This window comes from Pseudomonadota bacterium, assembly GCA_039033415.1.
Lineage (GTDB): Bacteria > Pseudomonadota > Gammaproteobacteria > Xanthomonadales > SZUA-38 > JANQOZ01.
The window spans coordinates 57,194-81,930 of record JBCCCR010000011.1 but is presented as its reverse complement, the minus strand read 5'-3'; the positions used below and the strand labels follow the sequence as shown (position 1 = coordinate 81,930).

Here is a 24,737-nt window from a genome sequence, read left to right as displayed (position 1 = left end):
GGCCAGGGAACCACCCTGGCCGGCGGCTCGCGCCTTGCCCCAGGCCTTGTGGACGCGCGCTGAAACTCAACGAATTACCGTGCCAGGACGCTCGTTAATCAGGCCCCGTCAGCCAGCGTGGAAAACGCTCCCGCCGCAGCCTTGATCGTTTGATCGAGGGCCGCATGATCATGGGCCTGCGATAGAAACCCAGCTTCGAACGCTGAAGGCGCGAGGTAAACCCCCTGCTCAAGCATGAGATGGAAAAAACGCTTGAACCGTTCGCCGTCACATCGCTCAACGTCAGCGAACGTAGTCACCGCTGGCTGGTCGGTGAAGAACATGCCGAACATTGAGCCCACCTGCTGGGTCATGAACGGGATGCCCGCAGCCGCGGCCGCCTCATTCAGGCCCTTGGTGAGATAGTTGATCTTGTCTTCAAGCCGCTCGTAGAACGCCGGTTCCGCCAGCACCTCTAGATTGGCGATGCCGGCCGCCATGGCCACCGGGTTCCCGGACAGGGTGCCGGCCTGGTAGACCGGTCCGGTCGGCGCAATGTGCTCCATAATGTCCCGACGGCCACCAAAAGCCCCGACGGGCATGCCGCCGCCGATCACCTTGCCAAAGGTACAGAGATCGGCGGTGACACCGAAGCGCTCCTGACAGCCGCCTTTGGCCACCCGAAAGCCGGTCATGACCTCATCGAAGATCAGCACCGAGCCGTGCTCCTCGCAGACTTCTTTCAGGCCCTCAAGAAAGCCGGGCTGCGGCGGAATACAGTTCATATTGCCCGCCACCGGCTCAACGATGATGCAGGCGACCTGGTCACCGACTTCCGCCATCACCTCGCGTACCTGATCGATGTCGTTGTAGTTCAGCGTCAGCGTCAGATCGGCGAGGCTGGCGGGCACGCCGGGGGAATTGGGCTGCCCGAGGGTCAGCGCGCCGCTGCCGGCCTTAACCAGAAACGAGTCCGCGTGGCCGTGATAGCAACCCTCAAACTTGATCAGCCGATCCCGGCCCGTGAACCCGCGGGCCAGACGCAGCGCGCTCATGCACGCTTCAGTGCCCGAGTTCACCATGCGGACGAGTTCCAGCCCCGGCACTCGCTGGCACAGAAGCTCAGCCATCACGACCTCACGGGCGCACGGGGTCCCGAAGCTCAGACCCTGCTGCGCCGCGTCCACCACCGCCTCACGAACCTTCGGATGGTTGTGGCCAGCCAGCATCGGACCCCAGGAACCCACGTAATCGATGTATTCCTTGCCGTCCTCGTCGTAAAGCCGGCAGCCCTCGGCGCGGCGCATAAAAATTGGGTCCCCGCCCACACCTTTGAAGGCCCTCACGGGCGAATTGACGCCGCCGGGGATCCGTTCACAGGCCGCAGCGAAAAGGTCGACGCTGGATTGCATTAGCTACCTCAGTATTCGAAATTCTGGAGACTGCGCGCGCCGGAGCGCGCGCCCAGCGGCGAGATTAGCAGAACCCGGAGCTGCAGCGATATCTGTTGCCAGAAAAATGTCAGAACGACGTTACGAGCCGGCCATTGCGCCCCGGTAAAACGGAGGCTCATTCATCAAGGAGGATTTGCTGATGCTGCAGTTTGTACCCGCTACGGACGATCTGATCGAGAGCCCGAATCTGCCGAATCACTGGCAGCTTGTCCCCTACCAGGTGGACCACCCGTGCTTTCGCTGGTCTCTCTGCGAATCGCCTCGACCAGGGGTTTCGGACCGCAGCCGGCAGCCCAGTCGGCCAGCGCGACGAGGCAAGACGCCGGAGTAGTGCGTTATAGGTCGTCCAGGTCAACGCCGAAGCGACTGGCAACGCTGCCGAGCTGCTCCGGATCGATCTCACCGACAATGTTCAGAAACACCGCGTCGCCGCCTGATTCCACGATCATCACCACCATGCCCTCTACGATCTCGTCGCGGGTTTTCATAAACATGTGGACCGTCCCATCGCCGCCGCGAACGCGGAGCGCCGGCTCCCAGTCTGCCGACTTCAGACGTTTGGAAATCGACAGCGCCTGATCGCGGGCGTTGTCGAGCTGGTCGGCGCGCAGTTCGAAGACCCGGAGCTCGATACCGCGAAGCTTGCCCAGCGTGCTGGAGAGTTCCGGGTCCTCGTTGGCAACCGTTTTGCGCAGAAACCCGAGCAGCGCAGGCCCGAGCGACACCTCGACCGTGGGCTCAACGTCGGCGATCCCGTCGAGGTCACCAAAGTCGACAAATCCCGGATGGTCGGTCAAGCCCTGGGCAACCGCGGCCAGCGGCGCGAGCAGCAGGGCCGTCAGCAGTAGTTTGGCCAGTCGCCTCATATCGTGTCGGCACCGTCACTGTTCAGTCGCCGGGCCGGCTCCAGCAGACCCCGCACCGTCAGCGCGCCCGCCTGGCCGCCCAGCTGACGGGCCGCCATGTCTCCAGCCTGATCCACATAGCCCAGCGCCAGCGCCAGATCCGCTCGGGCCTTGGCCAGCTCCTGTGCCGTCGGCTGAAGCTCCGGCTCACCCCCGGGGAGAACCCCGGGGCCCAGCGTGACCATCAGTGCCAGCGCCGCAGCGCAGGCACCGCCGAGCGACCAGCCCCAGGCAGGGAACGCGAGCTTGGGCAGCGCAAACGTGTTGCCGGTGATCTCCATGACGTTCCGGCTCAGCGAGCTGGGCGCCTGAAGAGCAGGCAGGTCTTGGAGCTGAGCGCCGAGCCGAGTCGCGCGTTCAACCTCACGCTCGAGCAGTGGATCGGTGGCGAGCCGGGCCTCGAACAGCGCCGCCTCGCTGCCGCTCAGCTCGTCGTCGAGCCAGGCTTCAATCCGTTCGTCAAACCACGTCGGCAGTTGTTTGTCAGTCATCCAATTCACTCCCAAGGCGCTTGCGCAGCTTGCGACGCGCTCGGTGAAGGTAAACCTTGACCTGGCTGTCGCTCAGATCCAGCGTTTGACCAATTTCCTGATAGTTCAGTTCTTCGACGTCGCGCAAAACCACCAGCGACCGGAACGGCTCGTCCAGCTCCCGGATCGCCTGGGCCAGCCGCTGCCCGAGATCGCTGCTTGACAGTCGATCCAGCGGGGTCTCGGTGACCGCCAGGGGCTCACCACCCACGGTTTCGGCAACGTAAGCCTGGCTGTAGCGGCGCCGGCGCAGCAGGTCCAGGCAGGCGTTGCGGGTGACCCGCAGCAGCCAGGGTTTTACCCGCTCGGCTTCGAGCCCAGCCAGGTGCTGCCAAAGCTTGACGAGCACGTCCTGCGCCACGTCTTCGGCTTCGGCCGAATTGCCCAGCAAATGGTAAGCCAGCGAAAAGAGCTGGCCCTGGTGTTCTTTCACCAGGCGGCGGAAACGTCGTTTCATTACCCCATCATACGGACCAGCGAAGCTGAGGTTACAGCCTGTGGTCATATTTAGGCTCGTTCGCCTGGATTTGCCCCGCTAACATGCCCCCTTAACCTGCCAGCGAGAAACAGTTGTGCGTATTTTTTTCCGAAAATTCGTTTTGTGGCTCACCTTGCTGCTGACCTGGCTCAGCCCAGTCAGCGGGGCCGAGACGCCTGAGCCATCACCCGGTTTCTGCCGGCTGACCAGCGATGAGCGGCCTCGGATCGGGCTGGTCCTCGGCGGGGGCGGCGCCCGCGGCGCGGCCCACATCGGGGTGCTGAAACAGCTGGAGGCCATGCGCGTCCCCATCGACTTCATCACCGGCACTTCGATGGGATCGGTTATCGGGGGGCTCTACGCGACCGGCATGACCAGCGCGCAGATCGAACAGCAGATGAACCAGCTCAACTGGAACGACCTCTTTGTCGACCAGCCGAGCCGTATCGAGCGCCGCTTTCGACGCAAGCGGGACGACGACCTGGACCTGTTCGGACCAAAACTCGGCTACCGGGAGGGAGAGCTGGTCCTGCCAGGCGGTGTGCTGGCCGGCCAAAAGGTCAACCTGCTGCTCAAGCGGATCACCCTGGGACAAACTCAGCAGGAAGAATTTGACCGCCTCCCCATCCCCTTTCGCGCCGTGGCGGCGGACATTATCACCGGCCGGGAGGTGGTGCTGAAGGAGGGCGATCTGGCCGCAGCTATGCGGGCCAGCATGTCAATTCCCGGCGCGTTTTCACCCGTTCCCCGCGGCAACCAGCTGCTGGTGGATGGTGGGATTGTCAACAACCTGCCCGTGGGCATTGCGCGGGATATGGGGGCGGATGTGATTATCGCCGTCGACGTGGGTACGCCGCTGTTCGGGCGCGACGAGCTCGGCAACCTGTTTGACATGGTCGAGCAGCTGACCAACCTGCTGGTCGTGCAGGGTGCCGCCGCGCAGACCCGGCTGCTGCGGGCGGAAGACACGCTGCTGGTTCCCGATCTGTCAGACACGCTGACCTCGGTGGATTTCGAGAAATTTCGCGATGCGATCCCCGTCGGCGAAGCGACCGCCTTGGCGCAGGCTGATCGCCTGCGCCCCTACAGCCTCAGCGAAGCCGACTACCGGGCCTACCGGCGAGCACTGCTCGACTGCCGAAATCCAGCCGGCGTTATCCAGTGGGTTCGTCTGAACAATCAGTCGGTGTACTCCGACGACATGATTCTCAGTCGGCTGGGCATCGCCACGGGAGAGCCACTGAATTTTGACGAGCTCGATCGTGAGCTGGCGCAGATCTATGGACTGGGATTTCTCCGCGAGGTCCGCTACCGCCTCACCGAGGAGAACGGCGAGCTCGGCGTAGTGCTCGACGTTCTGCCAGACCCGCGCGCGCCGAATTTCATCGAATACGGCCTCACCTTTATTTCTGACGCCAACGACAATGCGTTCAATCTTCGGTTCGGCCTACTGAAGACCGATATTGACGAGCTCGGCGGGGACTGGCGGACTGTCGTCCAGATCGGCGAGGAGCCGGCGCTGTTCACCGAGCTGTACAAACCCTTCCAGGCTCGCGCGCCCTGGTATCTGACGGCACGGGCGGAAATCCGGCGCGACCAGTTTCGCGTCTTTGAAGACGGCGAGCGGCAGGCTGAAATCCTGGTCGATCAGGCTCAGCTGGAATTCAGCGCGGGCAAAGAGTTCGGCAACTCAGCCGACTTCAGCGTGGGTCTGAGGCTCGGCACCGGAGACAGCGAGGTCAGCGTGGGCGACCTCGGAATCCCCAACGTGGATTTCGACCTGGGTGAGTGGTTTGCCCGCTTTCGCTACGACCATCTGAACGATCTGTTTTTTCCCGACACGGGGGGCTTTGGAGAGATCGAGATGCTCGGCGAATCCGGTGCCCTCGGTGCGGACACCAACTTCCGCCAGGTCACCTCCACCTATTTCTACAACTGGCTCCTGCGCGATCGTCACCATCTCCTGCTGGGGGGCACCTTCAACACCACCATCGACAGCAACGCGCCGATCTACGGTGAGTTCCGCGCCGGCGGATTCGGCAACCTGTCGGGTTTGGAATTCAACGAGCTGTCTGGCCAGCACCTGGCATTGGGCATCGCCGGCTATCGCTACGCCCTCAACAGCGGCGGCCTGTTCCCCGCCTACCTGGGTGGCACGGTGGAGCTCGGCAACGTCTGGGACGATCGCTCCGACATCAGCTTCGACTCCGCCCTGCTCCACGGCAGCCTGTACTTTGGCTACCGATCGCCGCTGGGACCGCTGTACATAGGTGTCGGTATGGGCGAGGAAGGGGACGGCACCTTTTTCATCCGACTGGGCGACGTCTTTTCCAATTAGCGAGCCGAAGAACCGAGTTCTTCGGCGCGCTACAGCGGCACAGGGATGTGCCGGCATTTTCGATGGCTAAGAGCCATTGAAAATGTGAGCCAAGTGAAAATCACATTTTTCACTTGGCGTCGTTGCCATCGTTATGAGCATGGGCCATGGATGGCTTTTTTCAACGGTTGATTAAAGGTCTCCGAGCATGTCCCGCAGTCCGGCCAGGTGAGCTTTGGCGGTCTGCGGGCTGCTGACGTCCTGTGCGCCGTGACGGTGCACCAGCTCTTCGGGAATCTCCGCCACAAATCGACTGACGCCCTCGTCGGACACCTCGCCGAAACGCCGGCGCGCCTGACACCAGCTGATCGTCAGGCTCTGCTGGGCCCGCGTGATACCGACGTACATCAGCCGACGCTCTTCCTCGAGCTGGCCATCGTCCAGCGAGTTTCGATGCGGTAACACCCCCTCCTCCACGCCGACCATAAAGACGTGAGGAAACTCCAGACCCTTGGCGGCATGGAGCGTCATCAGCCGCACGCGATCGTCGTTATCGTCCGAGGAATCTTCATCACCCAGGGAGAGCTGCTGGATGACCTCGGTCAGGCCGCCCTCCATCCCCGAAACCCACTTAACAAACTCGTCCACCGAGCGGGCTCGAGATCGTCCGGTCGCTTCATCACCGGCCTCGCGGGCAACAAAATCGCGAAAGCCGGTTTCATCGACAACGCGCTCCAGCATCTGGCCGGGTGTCAGGGAACTCTCCTTGAGCTCGTCGAGCCACTCGACAAAATCACGCACGCGGGCGGCGGGACGAGCGGCTACCCTGGCCGGCAGGTGACGGCTCGCGGCAAGTAGAGCGCCGCCCCGACGGGCTGCAGCCTCGGCGATCTTGTCGACCGTACCCGCACCGATTTCCCGTCGCGGACGATTAATCACGCGCAGGAACGCCGCGTCATCCCGCTCGTTGGCGAGCAGCCGCAGGTAGCAGATCAGATCTTTGATCTCGCCACGCTCAAACCACGAGGGGCCGCCTGATACCCGATAGGGCAGCCGGTGGCCGCGCAGCGCCTGCTCCAGCGCTCGCGCCTGATGGTTGGATCGATAGAGGATGGCGAAGTCGCCAGGCTGCGCCTTGCGGGCAAACTTTCGTTCGAGAATGGCGGCCACCACCTGATCAGCCTCGTCAGCCGGGTCCTGACAGGGGCGCAGCGCCACCGGATCACCGACGCCGAGTTCGCTCCACAGCGCCTTGCTAAGGGTGTGAGGGTTGTGTGCGATCAGCGCGTTGGCGGCCTTGAGAATAGTCCCGCTCGACCGGTAATTCTGCTCCAGCTTGATGATCGACAGTTCAGGAAAATCGCGCTGCAGCTGCTCGAGGTTGTCCGGCCGGGCGCCCCGCCAGCCGTAGATAGACTGGTCGTCGTCACCCACCGCAGTCAGGCCCGTGCGCGCGCCGATCAAAAGCCGCAGCAGCCGATACTGGCAGCTGTTCGTGTCCTGACATTCGTCGACGAGCACGTGGCGAAACTGCCACTGCCAGCGCTCGCGGCAGTCGGCATCGCTCGCCAGCAGAGCCCCGGGCTGCGCCACGAGATCGTCAAAGTCAAACGCGTTGTAGTGTTTCAACCGCTCCTGATAGCCACGAAATACCTCGAGCGTATTCGGCTCGCCGGGTGCGTCGTCCGGCCCGAGCCCCTCGTTTTTCCAGGCGCTGATCTGCCAGCGGATGCGCTCCAGATCATCCCGGCTGGCGCTGTCGGGCAGGATCTCCCGCAGCAGCGTGAGGCTGTCCTGCGGATCGAAGATACTGAAACCCGGCCGATAGCCGAGGCGTTCAGCCTCCTCCCGCAAAATCCGCAGGCCCAGCGCGTGAAAGGTCGAGATCCAGACCTGGGCAGCCTGGTCGCCGAGCTGTCGAGCGACGCGCTGACGCATCTCACGGGCGGCTTTGCGAGTGAACGTGATCGCAGCGATCTTTTCAGGCAGCAGCGCCTGCCCGCGGACCAGGTGGACAACCTTACGGGTGATCACGCCGGTCTTGCCGCTGCCGGCACCGGCCAGCACCAGCAGCGGCTTGTCGCAACAGTCGACGGCGGCCTGCTGTTGAGGGTTGAGCTGAAACTTCACGATAGCGGTGGTGTCAGAAGAACGCGGTGCATGCTATCAGTCATTCAGCTTATCGCCACGCTTCCCTGGCGGTTTTTCTTCTCCTCCTGCTCAGCTGGGGCGCGAACGCCGCGGATCCCTCCTGCATGGACGATTGGGTTTGCGTCGAGCCGGAGGAACACGCTGACGGCATCAACTTCTTTGCGCGAAACTTAAAGCCCTGGCCTTTGACCCTGAGCTTCCGCGCTGAGACCAGCAACCTGAAAGGGCCGAACGGTAGCGTCACGGTGTCGCTACAGGGTGAGGAGCGCAGCAAGCTGGCCGCCTACACCCGCCAGCAGGAAGGTAAGCGTTACCGCTACCAGTATTGGTTCGATTGGACGGTGGGCCTGCAAACCGTCGATCACGACGACCAATTTCTTTACCAGCTGCCGTTTCCCGTCGGCGAGCGCTGGCGGATTGTGCAGGGATTCGGATCCCGCTTTTCTCATACCGGCCGGGAGCACTACGCGGTGGATTTTGATATGCCCGTCGGCAGTCAGATCAACGCGGCGCGCGGGGGCGTCGTAGTGAGGGTCCGCGAGCGCCACAACAAGGCTTGCTGGGAGAAAGGCTGCGGCCGCTACGCCAATTTTGTGGTGATCCTGCACGACGACGGCACTACCGGCGAGTATTACCACCTGAAAAAAGACGGGGCGCTGGTGGATGTCGGGGACCGGATCAGCGCCGGTCAGCCCATCGCCCTGTCGGGCAACACCGGCCACAGCACGATGCCCCATCTTCACTTTGCGGTCTATCGGGCCGATACCTGGGGTCGAACCCGATCCCTGCCCTTTCGTTTCGGCAATGGCGGCAAGGTGCTTCGGAAACCCCGCAGCGGGCAGCGGCTGGAAAAGCAGCCGACACCCTGACGTCCAGCAAGGCCGTTCACTCCTGCATTTATGGACGCGGTAGCCGGTTTAAGTGGGGCAAAAACTGACGTGACGCGTCACTATTTGGGCGCCAAACCACCCCAATGTTGTCGCTGAGCGCCTCGACTGCCACGTTTGTCGGCAATACTTCAGATTGGCACAGCAATTGCTTTGTTATCACCGCAGGATCGGATGGGTAGCTACACAGGATGTTAGCCGTGACTCAAGCAGGCAATCGGACCCAGCGCGTCGCCACGCTACACGACCTGATGGTCGAACTGGGAAAGATTGAGCTTGAGCTGGAACGGATGCCCAGCGGCAAGCCAGATGTGGATGCGCTCAAGACAAGAAGGTCGGAGCTGCGCTGCGAACTGGATCAGCTGTCCCGCTGAGACTGCGATTCTTCCTCCCTCAAAGGCGCCCTCCGCCCGGCCTCAGGCCGGGTGGAGGGATTGTCCTTGAAGCCAGTAATTTCCTAACGCGCTTTCGCTAGACGCCCCGCCAGGTACCCTAGTTGCGGCCGCCTCGGCTGCCTGAGCGACTGCGGCCGCCAGAGCTGCGCCGGGGCGGCGCGGAACGCGCTGACTGACGCGGAGCCGGTGCACGCTGCTGCGTGCGAGGTGCCGGCTGGCGCACGGGCTGACGCGGCGTCGACTGCCGGTAGCTGCGGCTCTGCGGGGCCGAGCGGACGGGGGACCGTGCGGCCGGGCGGTTCACCGCGCCCGGCTTCCGGGCGCCGCTGCTGCGATTGGTCGATCGAGTGGTCGACCGGGTAGGCACTCGTCCGGCGGAAGAGCGCACCACCGGCGTTCGGTTGACCGGCACCGTGCTGCGACGATTCGTTGAATTTCGCTGGGACGTCCTGGGCTGAGACCTGGTCTGTGTTCTGGCCTGCGTTCGAGGCTGAGAGCTGGCCTGGGATCTCGCCGGCGTGCGCGACGCAAAACCGGCGTTCCGCTGGGTTGTCGTCCCAAACGTGCGCGCCTGGGGACGGGTCCGCGACTGCGGCCGGCTGTTGAGGGTGCGGAAGCTTCCCTGGCGGCTGGCTGACGGGCGCGTCACCAACGAGCGTCCGTTCTGCTCTATCTTCACCGGTCGATTGGCGGCGGCCGACCGCTGGCGCGAGGTCGCTGACGTTCTCGCCGTGCTCCGTGCGCTGGGGCTTAAGGACCGCGTCGATCGCGAGGCCGCGGCCGCCGGCTGGCGGACGGCGTTCGAACGGCTGGCGCTTCGATTAATTCGCTGGCGGTCGCCAGCGGCGCTGCGTGTGCCGCTAAAGGCGTTGCCAGCCCGGTTAACGCGCTGCGAGCGGCCGCCGGTAGTGGCTCGGCTGGCGCTCTGTGTTCGGCTTAACCCCTGACCTCGGTCAGTGAACGTACGGCTGCTGCCGCTCGCCGCCCCGCGAGTATTAAAGGATCCAGCGGCGCCAACGGTGCGGCCGTTGCTGAAGGTCCGGCTGTTGCGGGCGTTGACCGGGAATTCCTGCTTGGCTCGACCGGTCTGTGCGCGATTGGCGAAGACACCCGGGCGCGCGCCACCGGCGAGCCGGCGAGCTTCATTCCGTGCAGCCCCGGCCCGGGGTGTCCGGACCGCAAAGCGCCGATCGCGACGTCCATAGTCATAGAAATAGGACGGGCTGTAGTACGTCGGACTGTGGAAGCCAAAGTAGCTGAACCGCGGCCGGTAGGTGTAGCCAAAGAAGGGCGAAAAGTGCCCAAACCCAAAGTCGGCGTAGCGGTAGGGGCCGAAAAACGTGCTGCCGAAACCAAAGCCGAAGTTGTGGCCAAAGCCCGGATAAAAACGGCGGTACGGCGACCAAACGAAGTAGCTGGGGAAATCCTGATAGAACAGGCCGAAGGCGCTGCTGCGCCAGTACGGATCGTGGGCATAGCCAAAACCGAAGCCGGACCCAAAGCCAGGCCCAAAACCTGGGCCAAATCCGGGACCTAACCCAGCTCCTCCGACAAAGCCGCCAGCCAGGGGGGCGCCGAAGCCGCCAAACCCGCCGTAGCTGTGGCCGCCGTAAACCACCTCGTCCACCACATAGCTGTCGTCATAACCGTAGCTGTTGCCGTACCCGTAAACATCCAGCTCGTCATAGCGGTCGGAATAGCTGGCGCAGCCGCCGAGCAGCGCTGTGACCATCAGGACGATGGATATGTGTCGGATCATGTTACGGTCTCCCGCTAGTTAGCAGGCTCAGTATAAGCACTGATCGTGAATCGAGCCTGAACGAGATATATGGTTTTTTTCCCGGCAATTCAACCAATGAGGATCCCCAATGGCTGAAAACCCCGATTCTGGCGCCGAGCAGACCTCAACCGCGCCAAGCCCTGACCCCTGGTCCAACACCGACTCCTGGCTCAGGCTGCTGCTCACCGCCGTTTACCTGGTCATTTTCTGGCTGTCGCTGTGGCTACTTGGGCTGGCGGTGGTCATCAATCTGGGCGCTCTGATCTTCACCGGAAGCCGCAACGAAGGGATTACGGGGTTTACGCGCCAGCTTATCGACTATCAGCGCGAAATGGCGCTCTTCGCCAGCCAGGCCACCAGCCGCCGGCCGTTTCCCTTCGGCGAACCGCTGCCGCCCCAGCAGCCTAATCCCGACGATGACGCCCAAGCGGCGCCGGCATCAGACATAGCTGCTGAGTCCCCCGCCAACGGGCCGGAACCCGCTGCGGCTAAGAGCCCCTCGCCGAGCAAAAAGAAACGCAGCAAGAAGCCTGGAACGCGAAAGAAACGAAAGAAGAAAACCGGCAAGCGGGTCTCAAAGCCTGAGGCGGCGAGCACTGCGGCAGAAGACGACGCCGGGCAGCCCGAAGCTGAAACCGCAGCGCCGGCGGAGAGCTCGTTCGAGGGTGAGGCCCCCCAACCGGAGGGCGCCGTTGATCCAGAGCCAGTCGATGACGAAAACCAAACAGGGGATGACAACCGATAGATGGCCAGGATTCACGAAGTAAAAGGGTATGTGGTGGTGCTCGACAAGATCATCCACATCACGCGGGTCTTCGAAGCGAAGAACGAAGAGGGTGCTCAGTTCAATATCCAGCTGTTGGGGGACTCGAAGCTGCAGCTCAAGTTTCCCGACCGGGCCGCGGCGACGCTGGAGCGCGACCTGCTCATTAAGGCGCTGAGCGAATAAACCGCCACAGTTTGAAACAAAAAACCCGGGTTTTGGGCTTGACACCAAAGAAAGCATGGCAGAGGATCGAGGGATGAAACAGCGACGACCCGCAAAACAGCGCCGAAAGCTGGTGGCAAAAGCCGCCTCCCGCCCCACCAATCTGGTGCCGGCTGTCGTCGGCGCGCTGCTTGTACTTGCTCTCCTTATTATCGCGCGAAGCGGTAGCGGGGGCTTTTGAGCAGCAAACACGGTTCAAACAGCAAAAGCCCCGCCGAAGCGGGGCTTTTTTTTTGCGCCGCTCACGGGAAACGACGGATGACTGGAGACTGACTATGAATCACGCATTACAATTGCGCCTGGCATCGATCAGCGGCAGCGCGGTACAGGCGATCTGGCTGATCGAGCGGCACGGGTTCGGCCTCGAGCGAATGGTGCTTGAGCCGGCGACAGACGGCCAGCTGCTCAGTGTCGAGCTTCGCGGCCAGGGCCGCTCGGTCAATGCGCTGACACAGGCACTGCGCCAGCTGCGGGACGTTATCGACATCACAAACGGTCCAGAGACCCGGCAACCAACATCGATTGAGGCGATTGCATCATGAGTAGTCATCCTGTCCGAATCTTCGACACCACGCTTCGCGACGGCGAACAAAGCCCTGGCTTTTCGATGACCCAGCCGCAGAAGCTGCGGATGGCTCAGATGCTCGCCGCGCTGAAGGTGGACGTAATCGAAGCGGGTTTTGCCGCAGCCTCCGACGGCGACTTCAATTGCGTGCGGTCGATCGCCAGCGAAATTGAGGGGCCAACGATCTGTTCACTGTCGCGCTGCAATCCCGGCGACATCGAAGCCAGCGGGCGTGCGCTCGAGCCAGCCCCGGCGAAGCGCATCCACGTGTTTATCGCCACCAGCCCCATCCATCGCGAGCACAAGCTGAAGATGAGCCGCGAACAGGTGCTGGCGCAGGCGGTTGGCGGGGTCAAAATGGCCCGCGAGATGGTGGAGGACGTGGAGTTTTCGGCCGAGGACGCCATCCGCACCGAACCGGAATTCCTGATTGAAGTCTTCGAGGCGGTGATCGCCGCGGGTGCGGGCACAATCAACATCCCCGACACCGTAGGCTATACCACGCCCGGGGAAATGGGTCGGCTGGTCAGCCAGATCCGCCAAGGGGTTTCCAATGTCGACCAGGCCGTGATCAGCACCCACTGCCACAACGACCTCGGAATGGCGGTGGCCAACTCCCTGGCGGCGGTGGAGGCCGGCGCCGGGCAGATCGAGTGCACGATCAACGGCATCGGGGAGCGCGCCGGCAACGCCTCACTGGAGGAGATCGTCATGGCCCTGCGAACCCGCGCGGACCACTATGGGCGCCAGACGAACATCGACACCACCAAACTCCATCCGGCCAGCCGCCTGCTGGCGGGGATTACCGGCACCTTCGTGGCGCGCAACAAGGCTATTGTCGGAGACAACGCCTTCGCGCACGAAGCCGGCATTCACCAGCACGGCGTGCTGGAGCACGCTGAAACCTACGAGATCATGAAGCCCGAAGACGTCGGCGTGCAGAAGTCTGACCTCGTGCTGGGCAAACACAGCGGCCGCCACGCGGTGTCCGATCGTATCAAGGCGTTGGGCTTTGACGTGGAAAACGTCGACATGGCGAGCGTCTTCAAATCGTTTAAGTCGCTGGCGGACCGCAAGAAGCGGATCTACGATGCCGATCTGGAGGCCCTCGTGACCGGCCAGGCAGCGCGCAGCGGCCCCTGGCAGCTGAGCGCGCTGCGGGTGGTGAGCGGCAGCGGCGAAGAGGAGGCGTCAGCCAGCGTGTCGCTGACCCACGAGTCGGGCGAAGTCCACAGCGAGGAGAGCCATGGCGACGGTCCGCTGGACGCGGCCTTCAAGGCGATGATCCGCGCCACCGGCCTGGCTCTGAGGGTCAGCGGCCTGGCCGTTCGGAGCGTGACGCAGGGTGAGGATGCGCAAGGCGAAGCCGAGGTTCGGGCGCAGTGGGGCGAAAGTGAGCTCAAAGGCACCGGCGTCAGCACTGATATCATTGCGGCCTCCACGCAGGGCCTGCTGGAGATCATCAATGCGGCCAGCCGCCAGGTGAATCGCCAGACCACCCCGAGAGAAGACGCGCCCGCGAGAAACTCCGTCTAGCGGGCTGATTCACCCATCGTGGGCCCGCTCCCGACTATCAGTTGACATAACAGGACAGTAGCATGCCAAAAATGACCCCCCCACCCTTCATCTGGTTCAACGGCAGCACGATGCCGTGGGACGATGCGCGGGTGCACGTAATGACCCACGCGTTGCATTACGGGTCGAGTGTCTTTGAGGGTATTCGGGTCTACGAGACGCCGGATGGCCCGAGGGGCTTTCGCATCACCGACCACCTCAAGCGGCTGCATGATTCGGCAAAGATTTACCGCATGCCAGTGCCGTACACGGTCGATGAGCTGCTGACCGCCTGCGGTGGCCTCGTGGCGGCCAACGAGCTGCCGGCAGCCTACATCCGGCCGATCGTGTTCCGCGGCGCCGGGACCCTCGGAGTGGCGCCCACGCCGGAAACGCCGGTTGAGGTGGCGGTTGCGGCGGTTAAGTGGGGCGCCTATCTCGGGGAGGAGGCGATGGCCAACGGCGTGGACGTCTGCATGTCCAGCTGGCAGCGCTATGCCCCCAACACGCTGCCGGCCATGGCGAAGGCCGGCGGCAACTACCTGTCGGGCCAGCTGATCGCCGAAGAGGCTCATCGCCTCGGCTTCAGCGAAGGCATTGCGCTCAGCAGCAACGGCATGCTGAGCGAGGGTTCCGGCGAAAATCTGTTTGTCGTTCGCGACGGCAAGATCTATACGCCGCCGGCCGGCGCGTCGATCCTCTACGGTATCACCCGTGACACGGTGTTCAAGCTCGCGGCTGATGAAGGCATCGAGGTGATCGAGCAGGATATGCCTCGGGAACTCCTCTACCTGGCTGACGAGATCTTTTTCACCGGGACCGCCGCCGAGATTACGCCGGTGCGCTCCGTCGACCGGATCAACGTGCGCAGCGAAGGGCGCGGACCGATCACAAAACGCCTCCAGGAACTCTTCTTCGGCCTGTTCACCGGACAAACCTCTGACCAGCACGGCTGGCTTGAAACCCTGCCCACCAAGGAGTCCGCCGTTCATGGCCAGTCCGCAGTCTCTGTTTGAAAAGATCTGGGCAGCCCATGAGGTTGTCAGCGAGACGCCGGCGACCCCGGGGGTGCTCTTTATCGATCTGCACCTGACCCATGAGGTGACTTCCCCGCAGGCCTTCGCCATGCTGCGCGAACGTGGCCTGAAAGTGCGTCGACCGGACTTGACGCTCGCCACCATCGATCACTCGACCCCAACGCTGCCGGCCCGGGACGGGCGGCGCCCCTACGTGACCGAGCAGGCTCGGACCCAGGTCGCCACGCTGCGCGAAAACTGCCGCGACTTCGGGATCACCCTTCACGACTGGGACAGCGACTATCGCGGCATCGTGCACGTGATCGGGCCGGAGCTGGGTGCCACGAGTCCGGGAAAAACCATTGTCTGCGGCGACAGCCACACCAGCACACACGGCGCGTTCGGGGCACTGGCCTTCGGCATCGGTGCCACCGAGGTTGGCCATGTCCTGGCAACCCAGTGCGTGCTGCAGCGCAAGCCCAAGTCGATGCGGATCACCATCGACGGCGAGCTCGGCGCCGGCGTGACGGCCAAAGATCTGATCCTCCATATCATCGGCACCATCGGCGTCAGCGGTGGTACCGGTCACGTCATCGAGTATGCCGGCAGCACCATCGAGGGCCTGGACATGGAGCAGCGCATGACCGTCTGCAACATGAGCATCGAAGCCGGTGCGCGGGCCGGCATGATCGCGCCCGACCAGAAAACCTTCGATTACCTGCGCGGTCGGCCGCTGAGCCCCGAGGGTGAGGCGTTTGATGCAGCGGTGAAAGACTGGCAAACCCTGCGCAGCGACGAGGGCGCGACGTTCGACCGCGAGGTGAAGATCGATGCTGCCGATATCGCGCCGACCATCACCTACGGCACACACCCCGGGATGGTGGTCCCCATCACCGAAGCAATCCCCTCGCCGGCCGACGCGTCGGAGGAGAAGGCGCTGGAGTACATGGGGCTGGACGCCGGCCAGTCGATGATCGGTACCAAGGTCAACGTGGTCTTTGTCGGGAGCTGCACCAATTCCCGGATCTCCGATCTGCGGGCAGCCGCAGCGCAGCTGAAGGGACGCAAGGTCCATCCCGAAGTCACCATGCTGGTGGTGCCGGGTTCGGAACAGGTGTATCGGGCCGCCGAGAAGGAGGGCCTGCATCAGATATTCATCGATGCCGGCGCTCAGTGGCGCTTACCCGGCTGCTCCATGTGCCTGTCCATGAACGGCGACATCGTGCCGGATGGCGCGCTCGCGATCAGCACCAGCAACCGCAATTTTGAGGGGCGCCAAGGTCCTGGCTCCCGAACCCTGCTCGCCAGCCCCGCGGCGGCGGCGGCGGCAGCGGTCGCCGGCTGTGTCGCCGATCCGCGGATCAACACCAGCGAGGCGGCCTGATGCAGAAAATCACCCATCTGGCGGAGACCACCGTCGTGATTCCTCAGGATAATGTCGACACCGACCAAATCATTCCCGGGCGCTTTCTGACCACCACCTCTTCCGAAGGTTTTGGCGACGCCCTTTTCCGGGATTGGCGCTTCGATGAAAACGATCAGCCTCGCAAAGATTTTGTGCTGAACCAGCCGGCCGCACGGACCGCTGGGATCTTAGTCGGCGGGCGCAACTTCGGCTGTGGCTCGTCGCGAGAACACGCGCCCTGGGCCATTCGCGACTTCGGCTTCAAGGCTGTGGTTTCCAGCAAGCTCGCTGATATCTTTTCCTCTAACTCCCAGAAGTGCGGTCTGCTGCCGGTGGTGGTATCCGAAGAGCTGCACCGGTGGCTGCTGGCCAACCCGGGTGCAGAGGTGATGATCGACGTCGAGCGGCGACGGATCGAGGCTGGCCCTCACGTCGAAACGTTCCCGCTGGACGGTTTTGCGCAGCACTGCTTTTTGAACGGCGTCGACGCGCTTGGCTTTCTGCTGGAGCAGGACGCCGCCATCAGCCGTTTCGAGAGCGAGCGCGCATGACCGTCAGGCTGGTTGCGCTGCCGGGTGACGGTATCGGGCCGGAGGTCGTCGATGCGACCATCGAGGTGTTAAGCGCGCTGGCTGACGGCAACGGGCTGGAGCTGGCGGTGGACCGCCATCTGATCGGCGGCGCGGCGATCGACGAAACGGGCGATCCCCTGCCGGCGGCAACGCTTAAGGCCTGCATCGAAAGCCACGGTGTCCTTCTCGGCGCGGTGGGCGGACCGAAGTGGGACGACCCCACCGCCAGCGTCAGGCCTGAGCAGGGTCTGCTGCGGCTGCGCCAGGGGATGGAGGTTTTCGCGAACCTAAGACCCACCCGCATGGAGCCCGCTCTGGCTGACGCCAGTCCGCTCAAGCCAGATCGGCTTGAGGGCGTCGACCTGCTGGTCGTGCGCGAGCTGACCGGCGGCATCTACTTCGGCGAGAAAACGGAGGGCAGCCAGTCTGCCTCGGACCTCTGCAGCTATCACGCCGGCGAGATCGAGCGGGTTGTTCGCCTGGCCGGTGACCTGGCGCGTCAGCGCCGCGGCCACCTGACTTTGGTCGACAAGGCCAACGTGCTGGCAACCTCCCGACTCTGGCGCTCGCTGACGACCGCCATCGTTGGCGACGAGTATCCGGACCTCACGTTTGACACCATGCTCGTCGACGCGGCCGCCATGACGCTGGTGACCCGCCCTGCGTTTTTTGACGTGATGGTCACGGAGAACATGTTCGGCGACATCCTGACCGACGAGACCGCCGCGGTGGCGGGCTCCCTCGGCGTATTGCCCTCTGCATCGCTGGCGGCTGATGGCCCTGGCCTGTACGAACCCATCCACGGTTCAGCGCCGGACATCGCAGGTCTTGGCAAAGCCAACCCGATGGGCACCATGCTCAGCGCCGCGCTGTGGCTCGAGCGCGACGTTCAGCGGGCCGACCTCGCGGACGAGCTCCGCGCGGCCGTCAGCCGCTGTATCGCCGCGAAGCAAACCACCGCGGACGTTGGCGGCACGCTCAGCACCAGCGAGGTCGCGAGCGCAGTCCGCCAGCAGCTTGGTCAGTCCGGTGGCTGACAACGGGCCCCTTCCGGAGACCGACCCGCTGCTGGACTACCTCCGCCGATCGGTCTCAGCGCCCGTCTATGACATCGCCAAACGAACACCCCTCGAGCCCGCCGAAAACCTCACCCGGCGCCTCGGTAAAGCCATCTGGCTGAAACGGGAGGACCTGCAGCCCAGCTTCTCGTTTAAGGTTCGCGGCGCCTATACGTGCATTCATCGACTGGTCAGCGAGCAGGGCCTGCGCAGCGGCGTCATCGCCGCGTCGGCCGGCAACCACGCGCAGGGCGTCGCTCGCGCCGCCGCTCGCCTCGACCTCGAGGCGGACATTGTCATGCCTCGGACCACCCCGAGTATCAAGGTCGAAGCGGTCCGCCAGCTGGGCGCCCGGGTTCATCTCGTCGGAGACAACTACGACGAGGCGTGCAGCCATGCACAGACGCTATCCGAAGAACGTGGCCGGCCTTTTGTCCACCCCTTCGACAACCCCGACGTCATCGCCGGCCAGGGCACCATCGGGCTGGAGCTTCTCAACCAGTCCGCGGGCCCGCCCGGAGCCGTGTTTATGCCGGTCGGCGGCGGCGGGCTGCTCGCCGGCGCGGGGGCGGTTATTCGCGCACTGAGCCCGGAAACGCGGATCATTGCCGTGGAACCCGAGGACGCCGCCTGCCTCAAGGCAGCGCTGGCTGCAGGGCACCCGGTGACGCTGGACCGGGTCGGCATCTTCGCGGACGGTGCCGCGGTGCGACGGGTGGGCGACAACACGTTTGCGGTAGCGCAAGGCCTGGTCGACGAGCTGGTGACCGTGGGCTCCGACGAGATCTGTGCGGCCATGCGGGACATTTTCGAGGATACCCGCTCACTGGTGGAGCCCGCCGGCGCCATGGCGGTGGCCGGCATCAAACGCTACCTGGAAGACGGCGGTGAGCTGACCGGCGATACCATCGCGATTAACAGCGGCGCCAACATCAACTTCTCGCGGATGGGTCACGTCGTCGAGCGAGCGGCCATGGGGCGCGGCGAGGAGGCGCTTCTCTCCGTGATGATCCCGGAGGAACGCGGCAGCTACCTGGCGTTTTTGAAGGTACTCGGTTCACCGGCGGTGACCGAATTCAACTACCGCTACAGCGACCCGGAGCAAGCGCGAGTCTTTATTGGGCTGTCGCTGGACGGCACCCGCGATGAACCCGACGGCACCGTGCAGCGGCTTAGCGAGGCGGGCTATCCGGTAAGAGACCTGAGCCACAACGAGCTGGCCCGCTTGCACCTCCGCCACATGGTGGGCGGTAGACCCCCCTCCGCTGCCGATCATGACGCTGCCGATAACTCGTCGTCTGAACCGCCGCTGGAACGCCGGGTCGCCAGCGAGCGAGTCGTTCGCTTTGAGTTTCCCGAACGACCCGGCGCCCTGCTCGATTTCCTGGGCAAGCTCGCGGGCCGCTGGTCGATCAGCCTGTTCCACTATCGTAATCACGGTGCCGCTTACGGCCGGGTCTTGGCCGGTTTTTTTGTCGAAGAACGGGAGCAGGACGCTTTCGGCGAGTTCCTCGTTGCTACCGGCTACGGCTTTACGGACGAAACGGACAATCCGGCGTACCGCGAGTTTCTCGCGCCCGCGATCGCGGACCGCAGCAGCAAGACCGTCGCCGCGGACACCCCTCTTGCCGTGTCCGCCACCGACCTTCGAGCGACTGGACACTAGTGATCCGCCTCGTTTTGGCCCTCGCGCTGATCCTGCCGGCGCTAGCCTATGGCCAGGTGACTTCGACCTTCTCCTATCAGGGACAGCTCGAGCTCGAAGGCGAGCTGGCCAACGGCAGCTTTGATTTTGAGTTTGCTCTGTTTGACTCGCCGGATCCGAGTACTGGCCTGCTGACAGCCGGGCCGCTCTCGATTCTTCAGGTGCCGGTCCGCAATGGCATCTTCTCGGTTGAGCTCGACTTCGGGGCGGGCGCGTTCGGGGGTTTTGACCAGTGGCTGGAGATCCGCGTGGCCAGCGCGGGCAATAACCTGCAGACGCTGCTGCCGCGGCCGCTGGTTGCTACGGTGCCGCTAGCCCAGCAGGCGGCCGGCGTGGAGGCGGGCGTCGTGGATTCCGCCCAGCTGGTGGCGGGCGCAGTCGGCACCCGCGAGCTGGCTGACGCTGGCGTTGCGGCCGCCGACGTCGACGCCAGCCAGATTCAGCTGCGGGTCACCGCCAGCTGCCCACCGGGGTCCTACGTTCGCCAGATCGGCGGCGACGGCAGCGTGTTCTGCCAGCCGGATATCGACACCGATACCGACACCCAGTACACCGCCGGCTCGGGGCTTCAGCTGAGCGCCGGCGAGTTTGCGATCAACCCGCTGGAGACGCAGCTGCGGGTCGCGGGCGTGTGTCCGGAAGGCTCGTCCATCCGCACGATAGCGGATGACGGCAGCGTGGTGTGCCAGGCTGACACGGACACAGATACCGATACCCAATACACAGCGGGTACGGGCCTCACGCTCAGCGACGATCAGTTTGCCGTGGACCCCACCGTTGCACAGACGCGGGTGACCGGCACGTGCAGCGCCGGCAGTTTTATCACCGCCGTCAACGAAGATGGAACCGTGGTTTGCGCCGCGGCGGACACCTCGCTGCGGCGAGACCCGCTGGTACAGAGCGGCTTCGCCAACGTTCGCCTGGCCGCTGACAGCGGCGGCAACTACGGCTGGGTGCCGTTTTTAACCGGGTTCTCCAGCCGGCCGATTACGCTGCTAACGATCGATGAAAGCCTCAACGACAACGGCGCCACCTGGGTTCGCCTTCGCCGCGAGGCACGGCGGCGGGCCGGCGTTCGGGCGGAGGCCACGGTGGACGGCCTCCATTGGTTTGCCATGGATGAAGGCGTGTTCACCGTCGATGAGAAGCTGGTGCAGGCTGGCAAAGCGTCGCCGGCGGCAAACAATCAGACGATCTTTTTCTCTCAGCTATTCGACGCGCCACCGGTCGTATTTCTGACGGTCGACGAATCGGTCGATGATTCGGGCGCGTTTCGCAGCCGCGTGATCGGCAACGTGGGTACCGGCGGCTTCCAAATCTGGCTCGACGCGGCGGCAGACGGCGTTAACTGGGTGGCGATGGAGGCGGGAGACTACAACCACGGTCGCTATACCTGGCGCGCCGGCACCCACGTTCCCGGCGGCTGCACCAATCCGTGCAGCGTGACGTTTGGCTCGGATCTTTCCGGCACGCCCACAGTGCTGCTGCAGATCAACGACGTGGACAACAGCGGGCCAACCTGGGCGCGCGTGCTCAACGCCAGCGCCAGCGGCTTTGACTACCGGCTTGAATCGGCCGCCGCTGAGCTGGTCCACTGGCTCGCGGTCGTCGAACAGCCCTAGTGTCCTGTTGGAAAAGTTCGTTGCGTTTCAGAGCCCCGTTGGGCGCCAAGAACAAGGCGCATCGCGCCAACCATGGCCGTAGCCCTTGGCAAGCGATGCAACGCCGTTATTGGCGCCCAAGGAGGCTCCCTTCGGGCGCGCACCACAAGGCCTGGAGCGGCGTTGCGAGCCTTGGCCAGGGAACCACCCTGGCCGGCGGCTCGCGCCTAACTCCAGGGCCTTGTGGACACGCGCTGAAATACAACGAACTTTTCCAACAGGACACTAACTCGAAACGAACTCCTCGAACATCAGGTAACCGGATTCACTCATGCCTAGGCTCTCGTAGGTCTGCTGGGCGCGGCGGTTCTCACGCTCCACGTACAGCCGGAATCCGACCACTCGATCGGCTTCCTTGGCGTAGCTTTTGACCGCTTTGTACATCCGTGAGTAGAGGCCCCGGCGGCGGTAGTCGGGCGTCACATAGACGCTCTGAATCCACCAGAACCAGCCGTTGCGCCAGTCGCTCCATTCGTGGGTGACCAGGAGGCAGGCGGCCAGCTTGCCGTCGACTTCCGCCACGTAGTAAGTACCCCGAGCCGGGTCGGCGATCCCGGCGGCAACCCCCTCAAACAGCGTATCGCTGTCCAGCTCCTTGTCCTCGGTTTCCCGAGCCATGGCCAGATTGTATTCCGCGATGGTACCGGTATCTTCCGGAACCGCTTCCCGAACCTTAACCTTCATGCCGCTTCCTCCACGGGAGCTGCCAACGCTTTGGAGACGATCTCATAGACGTCGGGGCTCAGCTCTGATGCACTCACAATCCGCTCCAGCTGCGCCTGAGCCTGCGCCGCGCGTTCCGCGTCCAGCCGGCGCCAGCCGTTGAAAGCACTGACCAGCCGAGCGGTCACCTGGGGGTTGATCCGGTCGAGCTTCAGCACCTGGTCAGCGACAAACTCATAGCCGGCGCCGCCGGCCTGATTGAATGCCGAGAGATTGCGCGAAAAGGATCCGAGCAGGGCTCGGACCTTATTGGGGTTTCGCAGGGAAAAGACCGGATTGTTTAACAGCCCTTTCACGCGCTCCGTAGTGGCGCCATCCGGCACCGACGCCTGCAGGGCAAGCCACTTATCCATCACCAGCGGATGGTGGCTGAAGCGAGCAAAGAAGTCTTCCAGCAGCGCGTCAGCCTGCTCGGTGCTCTGCAGCACCAGGGGGGTCAGCGCTGACAGGCGGTCCGTCATGTTGCCGGCGGCCTGATACTGGGCCAGCGCCAGCTCACAGTCGCCGCTGGCGACCATCAGATCCAGACACCGACCGTTGAGCGCCCGCCGGGCCGCCATCTCAGCGCTGGGCTGATAGGTCAGCCGGGGTACCTCGTCATCATAGCGATGCCTCAGCTCCTGCGCGTAGCGGGCGCCGACGGTTTGCTTCAGCGAATTCCAGGTTTGCTGAAGCGCCTCCACGGGCAGCGGCTTGAGGCTTTCCGCCAGGTAGGATAGATCCGGCAGACGGAGCGCCTCCGCGGTCAGCGCCGGATCGAGCGTGTGGTCTGCCAGGAGGCGGCCCGCGGCGGCGAGATAGCCTTCGAGCGGACCGGAATCGCCGTCGATAGCCGCGAAGATCACCTCGCTGGCCAGCGTCTGGGACGCGTCCCAGCGATTGAACGGGTCGCTGTCGTGCGCCATCAGAAACGCCGGATCCGGTCGCCCACTCTCCCACCGGAGCGTCACCGGCGCGGAAAAATCCCGCAGCAGCGACGGCTGGGGCGCCTGGTCCAGGCCACCAAACACCCAGGTCTGCTGTGGCTCCCGTAGCTCCAGGACCGCCCCGGCGCATTCGCCGCTGATCAGCCGCGGCTGGAGTTCTGACCCATCGCGGCCCAGCAGCCCAAACCGGATCGGCATATGGAACGGCTGCTTGTCGGGCTGACCCGCCGTCGGCGGCGTGTGCTGGGACAGCGTCAGGGTGTAGTGCGCCCCGTCAAAGTGGCCGCTGGCCGTCACGATCGGGGTGCCGGCCTGCGAGTACCACCGCTCAAATTGCTCCAGGCTGCGCTCGTTGGCGTCCGCCATGGCGCTGCGAAAATCATCGCAGGTTACGGCCTGTCCATCGTGACGCTCGAAATAGGTTTTCATACCCCGCTGAAAGCCTTCCTCACCGAGCAGCGTGTGGTACATGCGCACAACCTCCGCCCCTTTTTGGTAGACGGTCATGGTGTAGAAGTTGTTGATCTCGATATAGCTGTCGGGACGCACCGGGTGAGACATGGGGCCGGCATCCTCGGCGAACTGCATAGAGCGCAGCAGACGAACATCCTCGATCCGCTTCAACGCTCGCGAGTTGAGATCAGCGCTGAACTCCTGATCACGAAAAACCGTGAGGCCCTCTTTCAGGCTCAGCTGAAACCAGTCCCGGCAGGTGACCCGGTTGCCGCTCCAGTTGTGAAAGTACTCGTGGCCGATCACGCTCTCCACGTCCTGGAAGTCGTGGTCGGTGGCGGTCTCCGGGGCCGCCAGCACAAACTTGGTGTTGAAGATATTGAGCGACTTGTTCTCCATCGCGCCCATGTTGAAGTCGCTGGTGGCGACCACGTGATAGACGTCGAGGTCGTACTCCAAGCCAAAGCGCTTCTCGTCCCAGGCCATGGCCCGCTTCAGCGACTCAAGCGCGTAGTCCACCTGATCCAGAAACGGGGCTTCGGTGTAAAGCTTGAGGGTCACCTGGCGACCGCCGGCGGTTTGGTAGCTCGCCTCACGACACGCAAGATCTCCAGCCACCATCGCAAAAAGATAGCTGGGCTTGGGAAACGGATCGTCCCAGACCGCAAAGTGACGGCCGTCCGGGAGCTTGCCCGCGGCGGTCAGATTACCGTTGCTGAGCAGGACGGGATAACGGGCGGCGTCAGCCTCCATGCGAACCCGGAAGCGGGCCATGACGTCAGGGCGGTCGAGAAACCAGGTGATTTTGCGAAACCCTTCCGCCTCACACTGGGTCAGCAGAAACTCCCCCGACTGATAGAACCCCTCCAGCGCCGTGTTCGCCGCCGGCGCGATGAGTACCTCGGTGGTCAGCTCACAGCGTTCGGGCACCTGCCCCAGGACCAGGCGTTCGCCTTCGATGCGATAAGCGGACGGGGGCAGCTCACGCTGGTTTAACCAAATACCCAGGGTCTCCAAATCCACGCCGAACAGCTCCAGCGTGGTTCCGGCACCGTTGCGGCGTAACGTCAACGTGGTCCGCACCCGGGTGCGTTCAGCGTCGATGCTGATCGTCAGGTCAACCGACTCAATCAGATAGGCGGGCGGCGTGTAGTCCACGCGATAGATAGCGTTTTGCTGCGGCATAACAAGGAATTCCGGTCGGCAGGTGACGTCTTTTACGGCCGCTATTCTAC

Annotated in this window: 23 protein-coding genes; 15 read left to right on the top strand and 8 right to left on the bottom strand. The window is 63.8% G+C overall.

The genetic code is table 11. The features are described 5' to 3' along the window. Window positions 1-98: 98 nt before the first annotated feature. Window positions 99-1,391 carry a glutamate-1-semialdehyde 2,1-aminomutase gene (gene hemL / locus AAF358_10790; GenBank protein MEM7706031.1) on the bottom strand — a complete coding sequence of 431 codons (1,293 nt, stop codon included), beginning with the start codon at window positions 1,389-1,391 and terminating at the stop codon, window positions 99-101. 181 nt (window positions 1,392-1,572) lie between these two features. Here hemL and AAF358_10785 point away from each other — a divergent pair, with 181 nt between their 5' ends. Continuing rightward, window positions 1,573-1,764 (top strand): hypothetical protein, encoded by a 192-nt coding sequence (locus AAF358_10785; protein ID MEM7706030.1) that lies wholly within the window; start codon window positions 1,573-1,575, stop codon window positions 1,762-1,764. A gap of 4 nt (window positions 1,765-1,768) precedes the next feature. Here the strand turns inward: AAF358_10785 and AAF358_10780 are convergent, their stop codons facing one another. From AAF358_10780 to AAF358_10770, 3 genes are read right to left on the bottom strand one after another with little or no spacing between them, the layout of a single operon-like run. Further along, window positions 1,769-2,299: a DUF4252 domain-containing protein gene (locus AAF358_10780; GenBank protein ID MEM7706029.1), complete on the bottom strand. Its 531-nt coding sequence runs from the start codon at window positions 2,297-2,299 to the stop codon at window positions 1,769-1,771. Next, window positions 2,296-2,829, bottom strand: coding sequence for a hypothetical protein (locus AAF358_10775; GenBank protein ID MEM7706028.1), 534 nt, complete (start codon window positions 2,827-2,829; stop codon window positions 2,296-2,298). The genes AAF358_10780 and AAF358_10775 overlap by 4 nt, the downstream gene beginning before the upstream one ends. Beyond that, window positions 2,822-3,325, bottom strand: coding sequence for a sigma-70 family RNA polymerase sigma factor (locus AAF358_10770; GenBank protein ID MEM7706027.1), 504 nt, complete (start codon window positions 3,323-3,325; stop codon window positions 2,822-2,824). The genes AAF358_10775 and AAF358_10770 overlap by 8 nt, the downstream gene beginning before the upstream one ends. Before the next feature lie 142 nt (window positions 3,326-3,467). Between AAF358_10770 and AAF358_10765 the strand changes: the two genes are divergently transcribed. Beyond that, on the top strand, window positions 3,468-5,684 hold the full coding sequence (locus AAF358_10765; GenBank protein ID MEM7706026.1) for a patatin-like phospholipase family protein: 2,217 nt from the start codon (window positions 3,468-3,470) through the stop codon (window positions 5,682-5,684). 171 nt (window positions 5,685-5,855) lie between these two features. Here AAF358_10765 and AAF358_10760 read toward each other — a convergent pair whose 3' ends face one another. Then, the gene (locus AAF358_10760) at window positions 5,856-7,793 is read right to left on the bottom strand and encodes a UvrD-helicase domain-containing protein (protein ID MEM7706025.1); all 1,938 of its coding nucleotides are present in this window, start codon (window positions 7,791-7,793) and stop codon (window positions 5,856-5,858) included. A gap of 125 nt (window positions 7,794-7,918) precedes the next feature. Here AAF358_10760 and AAF358_10755 point away from each other — a divergent pair, with 125 nt between their 5' ends. Together AAF358_10755 and AAF358_10750 are read left to right on the top strand one after the other, a co-directional pair. Further along, window positions 7,919-8,683 (top strand): M23 family metallopeptidase, encoded by a 765-nt coding sequence (locus AAF358_10755; protein MEM7706024.1) that lies wholly within the window; start codon window positions 7,919-7,921, stop codon window positions 8,681-8,683. Window positions 8,684-8,901: 218 nt separating this feature from the next. Beyond that, window positions 8,902-9,075 (top strand): hypothetical protein, encoded by a 174-nt coding sequence (locus AAF358_10750; GenBank protein ID MEM7706023.1) that lies wholly within the window; start codon window positions 8,902-8,904, stop codon window positions 9,073-9,075. A 118-nt stretch (window positions 9,076-9,193) separates the two neighbouring features. On the opposite strand, the gene AAF358_10745 is transcribed toward AAF358_10750, so the two are convergent. Beyond that, window positions 9,194-10,855 (bottom strand): hypothetical protein, encoded by a 1,662-nt coding sequence (locus tag AAF358_10745; protein ID MEM7706022.1) that lies wholly within the window; start codon window positions 10,853-10,855, stop codon window positions 9,194-9,196. Between the two features lie 109 nt (window positions 10,856-10,964). Here AAF358_10745 and AAF358_10740 point away from each other — a divergent pair, with 109 nt between their 5' ends. The 11 genes from AAF358_10740 to AAF358_10690 all read left to right on the top strand — a co-directional run bounded on the left by AAF358_10740 (window position 10,965) and on the right by AAF358_10690 (window position 21,361). Then, a complete protein-coding gene (locus tag AAF358_10740; GenBank protein MEM7706021.1) occupies window positions 10,965-11,621 on the top strand; it encodes a DUF4389 domain-containing protein in 657 nt (218 codons plus the stop codon). Further along, on the top strand, window positions 11,622-11,825 hold the full coding sequence (locus tag AAF358_10735; GenBank protein ID MEM7706020.1) for a hypothetical protein: 204 nt from the start codon (window positions 11,622-11,624) through the stop codon (window positions 11,823-11,825). Window positions 11,826-11,898: 73 nt separating this feature from the next. Next, the gene (locus AAF358_10730; protein MEM7706019.1) at window positions 11,899-12,045 is read left to right on the top strand and encodes a hypothetical protein; all 147 of its coding nucleotides are present in this window, start codon (window positions 11,899-11,901) and stop codon (window positions 12,043-12,045) included. A 94-nt stretch (window positions 12,046-12,139) separates the two neighbouring features. Then, window positions 12,140-12,406, top strand: a complete 267-nt coding sequence (locus tag AAF358_10725; protein ID MEM7706018.1) for a hypothetical protein — start codon at window positions 12,140-12,142, stop codon at window positions 12,404-12,406. After that, complete coding sequence (locus AAF358_10720) at window positions 12,403-13,965, top strand: 2-isopropylmalate synthase (protein MEM7706017.1); 1,563 nt, start codon at window positions 12,403-12,405, stop codon at window positions 13,963-13,965. Before AAF358_10725 ends, AAF358_10720 begins: the two co-directional genes overlap by 4 nt. Before the next feature lie 62 nt (window positions 13,966-14,027). Then, complete coding sequence (locus tag AAF358_10715) at window positions 14,028-14,999, top strand: branched-chain amino acid transaminase (GenBank protein ID MEM7706016.1); 972 nt, start codon at window positions 14,028-14,030, stop codon at window positions 14,997-14,999. Further along, a complete protein-coding gene (gene leuC, locus AAF358_10710) occupies window positions 14,974-16,383 on the top strand; it encodes a 3-isopropylmalate dehydratase large subunit (GenBank protein ID MEM7706015.1) in 1,410 nt (469 codons plus the stop codon). Before AAF358_10715 ends, leuC begins: the two co-directional genes overlap by 26 nt. After that, a complete protein-coding gene (leuD, locus tag AAF358_10705; protein ID MEM7706014.1) occupies window positions 16,383-16,955 on the top strand; it encodes a 3-isopropylmalate dehydratase small subunit in 573 nt (190 codons plus the stop codon). Before leuC ends, leuD begins: the two co-directional genes overlap by 1 nt. After that, window positions 16,952-18,013: a 3-isopropylmalate dehydrogenase gene (gene leuB / locus AAF358_10700; GenBank protein ID MEM7706013.1), complete on the top strand. Its 1,062-nt coding sequence runs from the start codon at window positions 16,952-16,954 to the stop codon at window positions 18,011-18,013. Before leuD ends, leuB begins: the two co-directional genes overlap by 4 nt. Next, on the top strand, window positions 18,006-19,700 hold the full coding sequence (gene ilvA, locus AAF358_10695) for a threonine ammonia-lyase, biosynthetic (GenBank protein ID MEM7706012.1): 1,695 nt from the start codon (window positions 18,006-18,008) through the stop codon (window positions 19,698-19,700). Before leuB ends, ilvA begins: the two co-directional genes overlap by 8 nt. Beyond that, window positions 19,700-21,361 (top strand): H-type lectin domain-containing protein, encoded by a 1,662-nt coding sequence (locus AAF358_10690; protein MEM7706011.1) that lies wholly within the window; start codon window positions 19,700-19,702, stop codon window positions 21,359-21,361. The genes ilvA and AAF358_10690 overlap by 1 nt, the downstream gene beginning before the upstream one ends. A gap of 264 nt (window positions 21,362-21,625) precedes the next feature. Here AAF358_10690 and AAF358_10685 read toward each other — a convergent pair whose 3' ends face one another. After that, entirely contained in the window at window positions 21,626-22,084 is a 459-nt protein-coding gene (locus AAF358_10685; protein ID MEM7706010.1) for a GNAT family N-acetyltransferase, read from the bottom strand. Next, window positions 22,081-24,687, bottom strand: coding sequence for an aminopeptidase N (pepN, locus tag AAF358_10680; protein MEM7706009.1), 2,607 nt, complete (start codon window positions 24,685-24,687; stop codon window positions 22,081-22,083). The genes AAF358_10685 and pepN overlap by 4 nt, the downstream gene beginning before the upstream one ends. Window positions 24,688-24,737 lie beyond the last annotated feature (50 nt).

Excerpts from the sequence above, each read along its gene's own strand:
- leuC (MEM7706015.1), top strand. The coding sequence starts at position 14,974 with ATGGCCAGTCCGCAGTCTCTGTTTGAAAAGATCTGGGCAGCCCATGAG.
- AAF358_10745 (MEM7706022.1), bottom strand. The coding sequence starts at position 10,855 with ATGATCCGACACATATCCATCGTCCTGATGGTCACAGCGCTGCTCGGC.
- leuD (MEM7706014.1), top strand. The coding sequence starts at position 16,383 with ATGCAGAAAATCACCCATCTGGCGGAGACCACCGTCGTGATTCCTCAG.
- pepN (MEM7706009.1), bottom strand. The coding sequence starts at position 24,687 with ATGCCGCAGCAAAACGCTATCTATCGCGTGGACTACACGCCGCCCGCC.
- AAF358_10740 (MEM7706021.1), top strand. The coding sequence starts at position 10,965 with ATGGCTGAAAACCCCGATTCTGGCGCCGAGCAGACCTCAACCGCGCCA.
- AAF358_10730 (MEM7706019.1), top strand. The coding sequence starts at position 11,899 with ATGAAACAGCGACGACCCGCAAAACAGCGCCGAAAGCTGGTGGCAAAA.
- AAF358_10715 (MEM7706016.1), top strand. The coding sequence starts at position 14,028 with ATGCCAAAAATGACCCCCCCACCCTTCATCTGGTTCAACGGCAGCACG.
- hemL (MEM7706031.1), bottom strand. The coding sequence starts at position 1,391 with ATGCAATCCAGCGTCGACCTTTTCGCTGCGGCCTGTGAACGGATCCCC.
- AAF358_10685 (MEM7706010.1), bottom strand. The coding sequence starts at position 22,084 with ATGAAGGTTAAGGTTCGGGAAGCGGTTCCGGAAGATACCGGTACCATC.
- AAF358_10785 (MEM7706030.1), top strand. The coding sequence starts at position 1,573 with ATGCTGCAGTTTGTACCCGCTACGGACGATCTGATCGAGAGCCCGAAT.
- AAF358_10780 (MEM7706029.1), bottom strand. The coding sequence starts at position 2,299 with ATGAGGCGACTGGCCAAACTACTGCTGACGGCCCTGCTGCTCGCGCCG.
- AAF358_10775 (MEM7706028.1), bottom strand. The coding sequence starts at position 2,829 with ATGACTGACAAACAACTGCCGACGTGGTTTGACGAACGGATTGAAGCC.
- AAF358_10755 (MEM7706024.1), top strand. The coding sequence starts at position 7,919 with ATGGACGATTGGGTTTGCGTCGAGCCGGAGGAACACGCTGACGGCATC.
- AAF358_10720 (MEM7706017.1), top strand. The coding sequence starts at position 12,403 with ATGAGTAGTCATCCTGTCCGAATCTTCGACACCACGCTTCGCGACGGC.
- AAF358_10725 (MEM7706018.1), top strand. The coding sequence starts at position 12,140 with ATGAATCACGCATTACAATTGCGCCTGGCATCGATCAGCGGCAGCGCG.
- leuB (MEM7706013.1), top strand. The coding sequence starts at position 16,952 with ATGACCGTCAGGCTGGTTGCGCTGCCGGGTGACGGTATCGGGCCGGAG.
- AAF358_10770 (MEM7706027.1), bottom strand. The coding sequence starts at position 3,325 with ATGAAACGACGTTTCCGCCGCCTGGTGAAAGAACACCAGGGCCAGCTC.
- AAF358_10735 (MEM7706020.1), top strand. The coding sequence starts at position 11,622 with ATGGCCAGGATTCACGAAGTAAAAGGGTATGTGGTGGTGCTCGACAAG.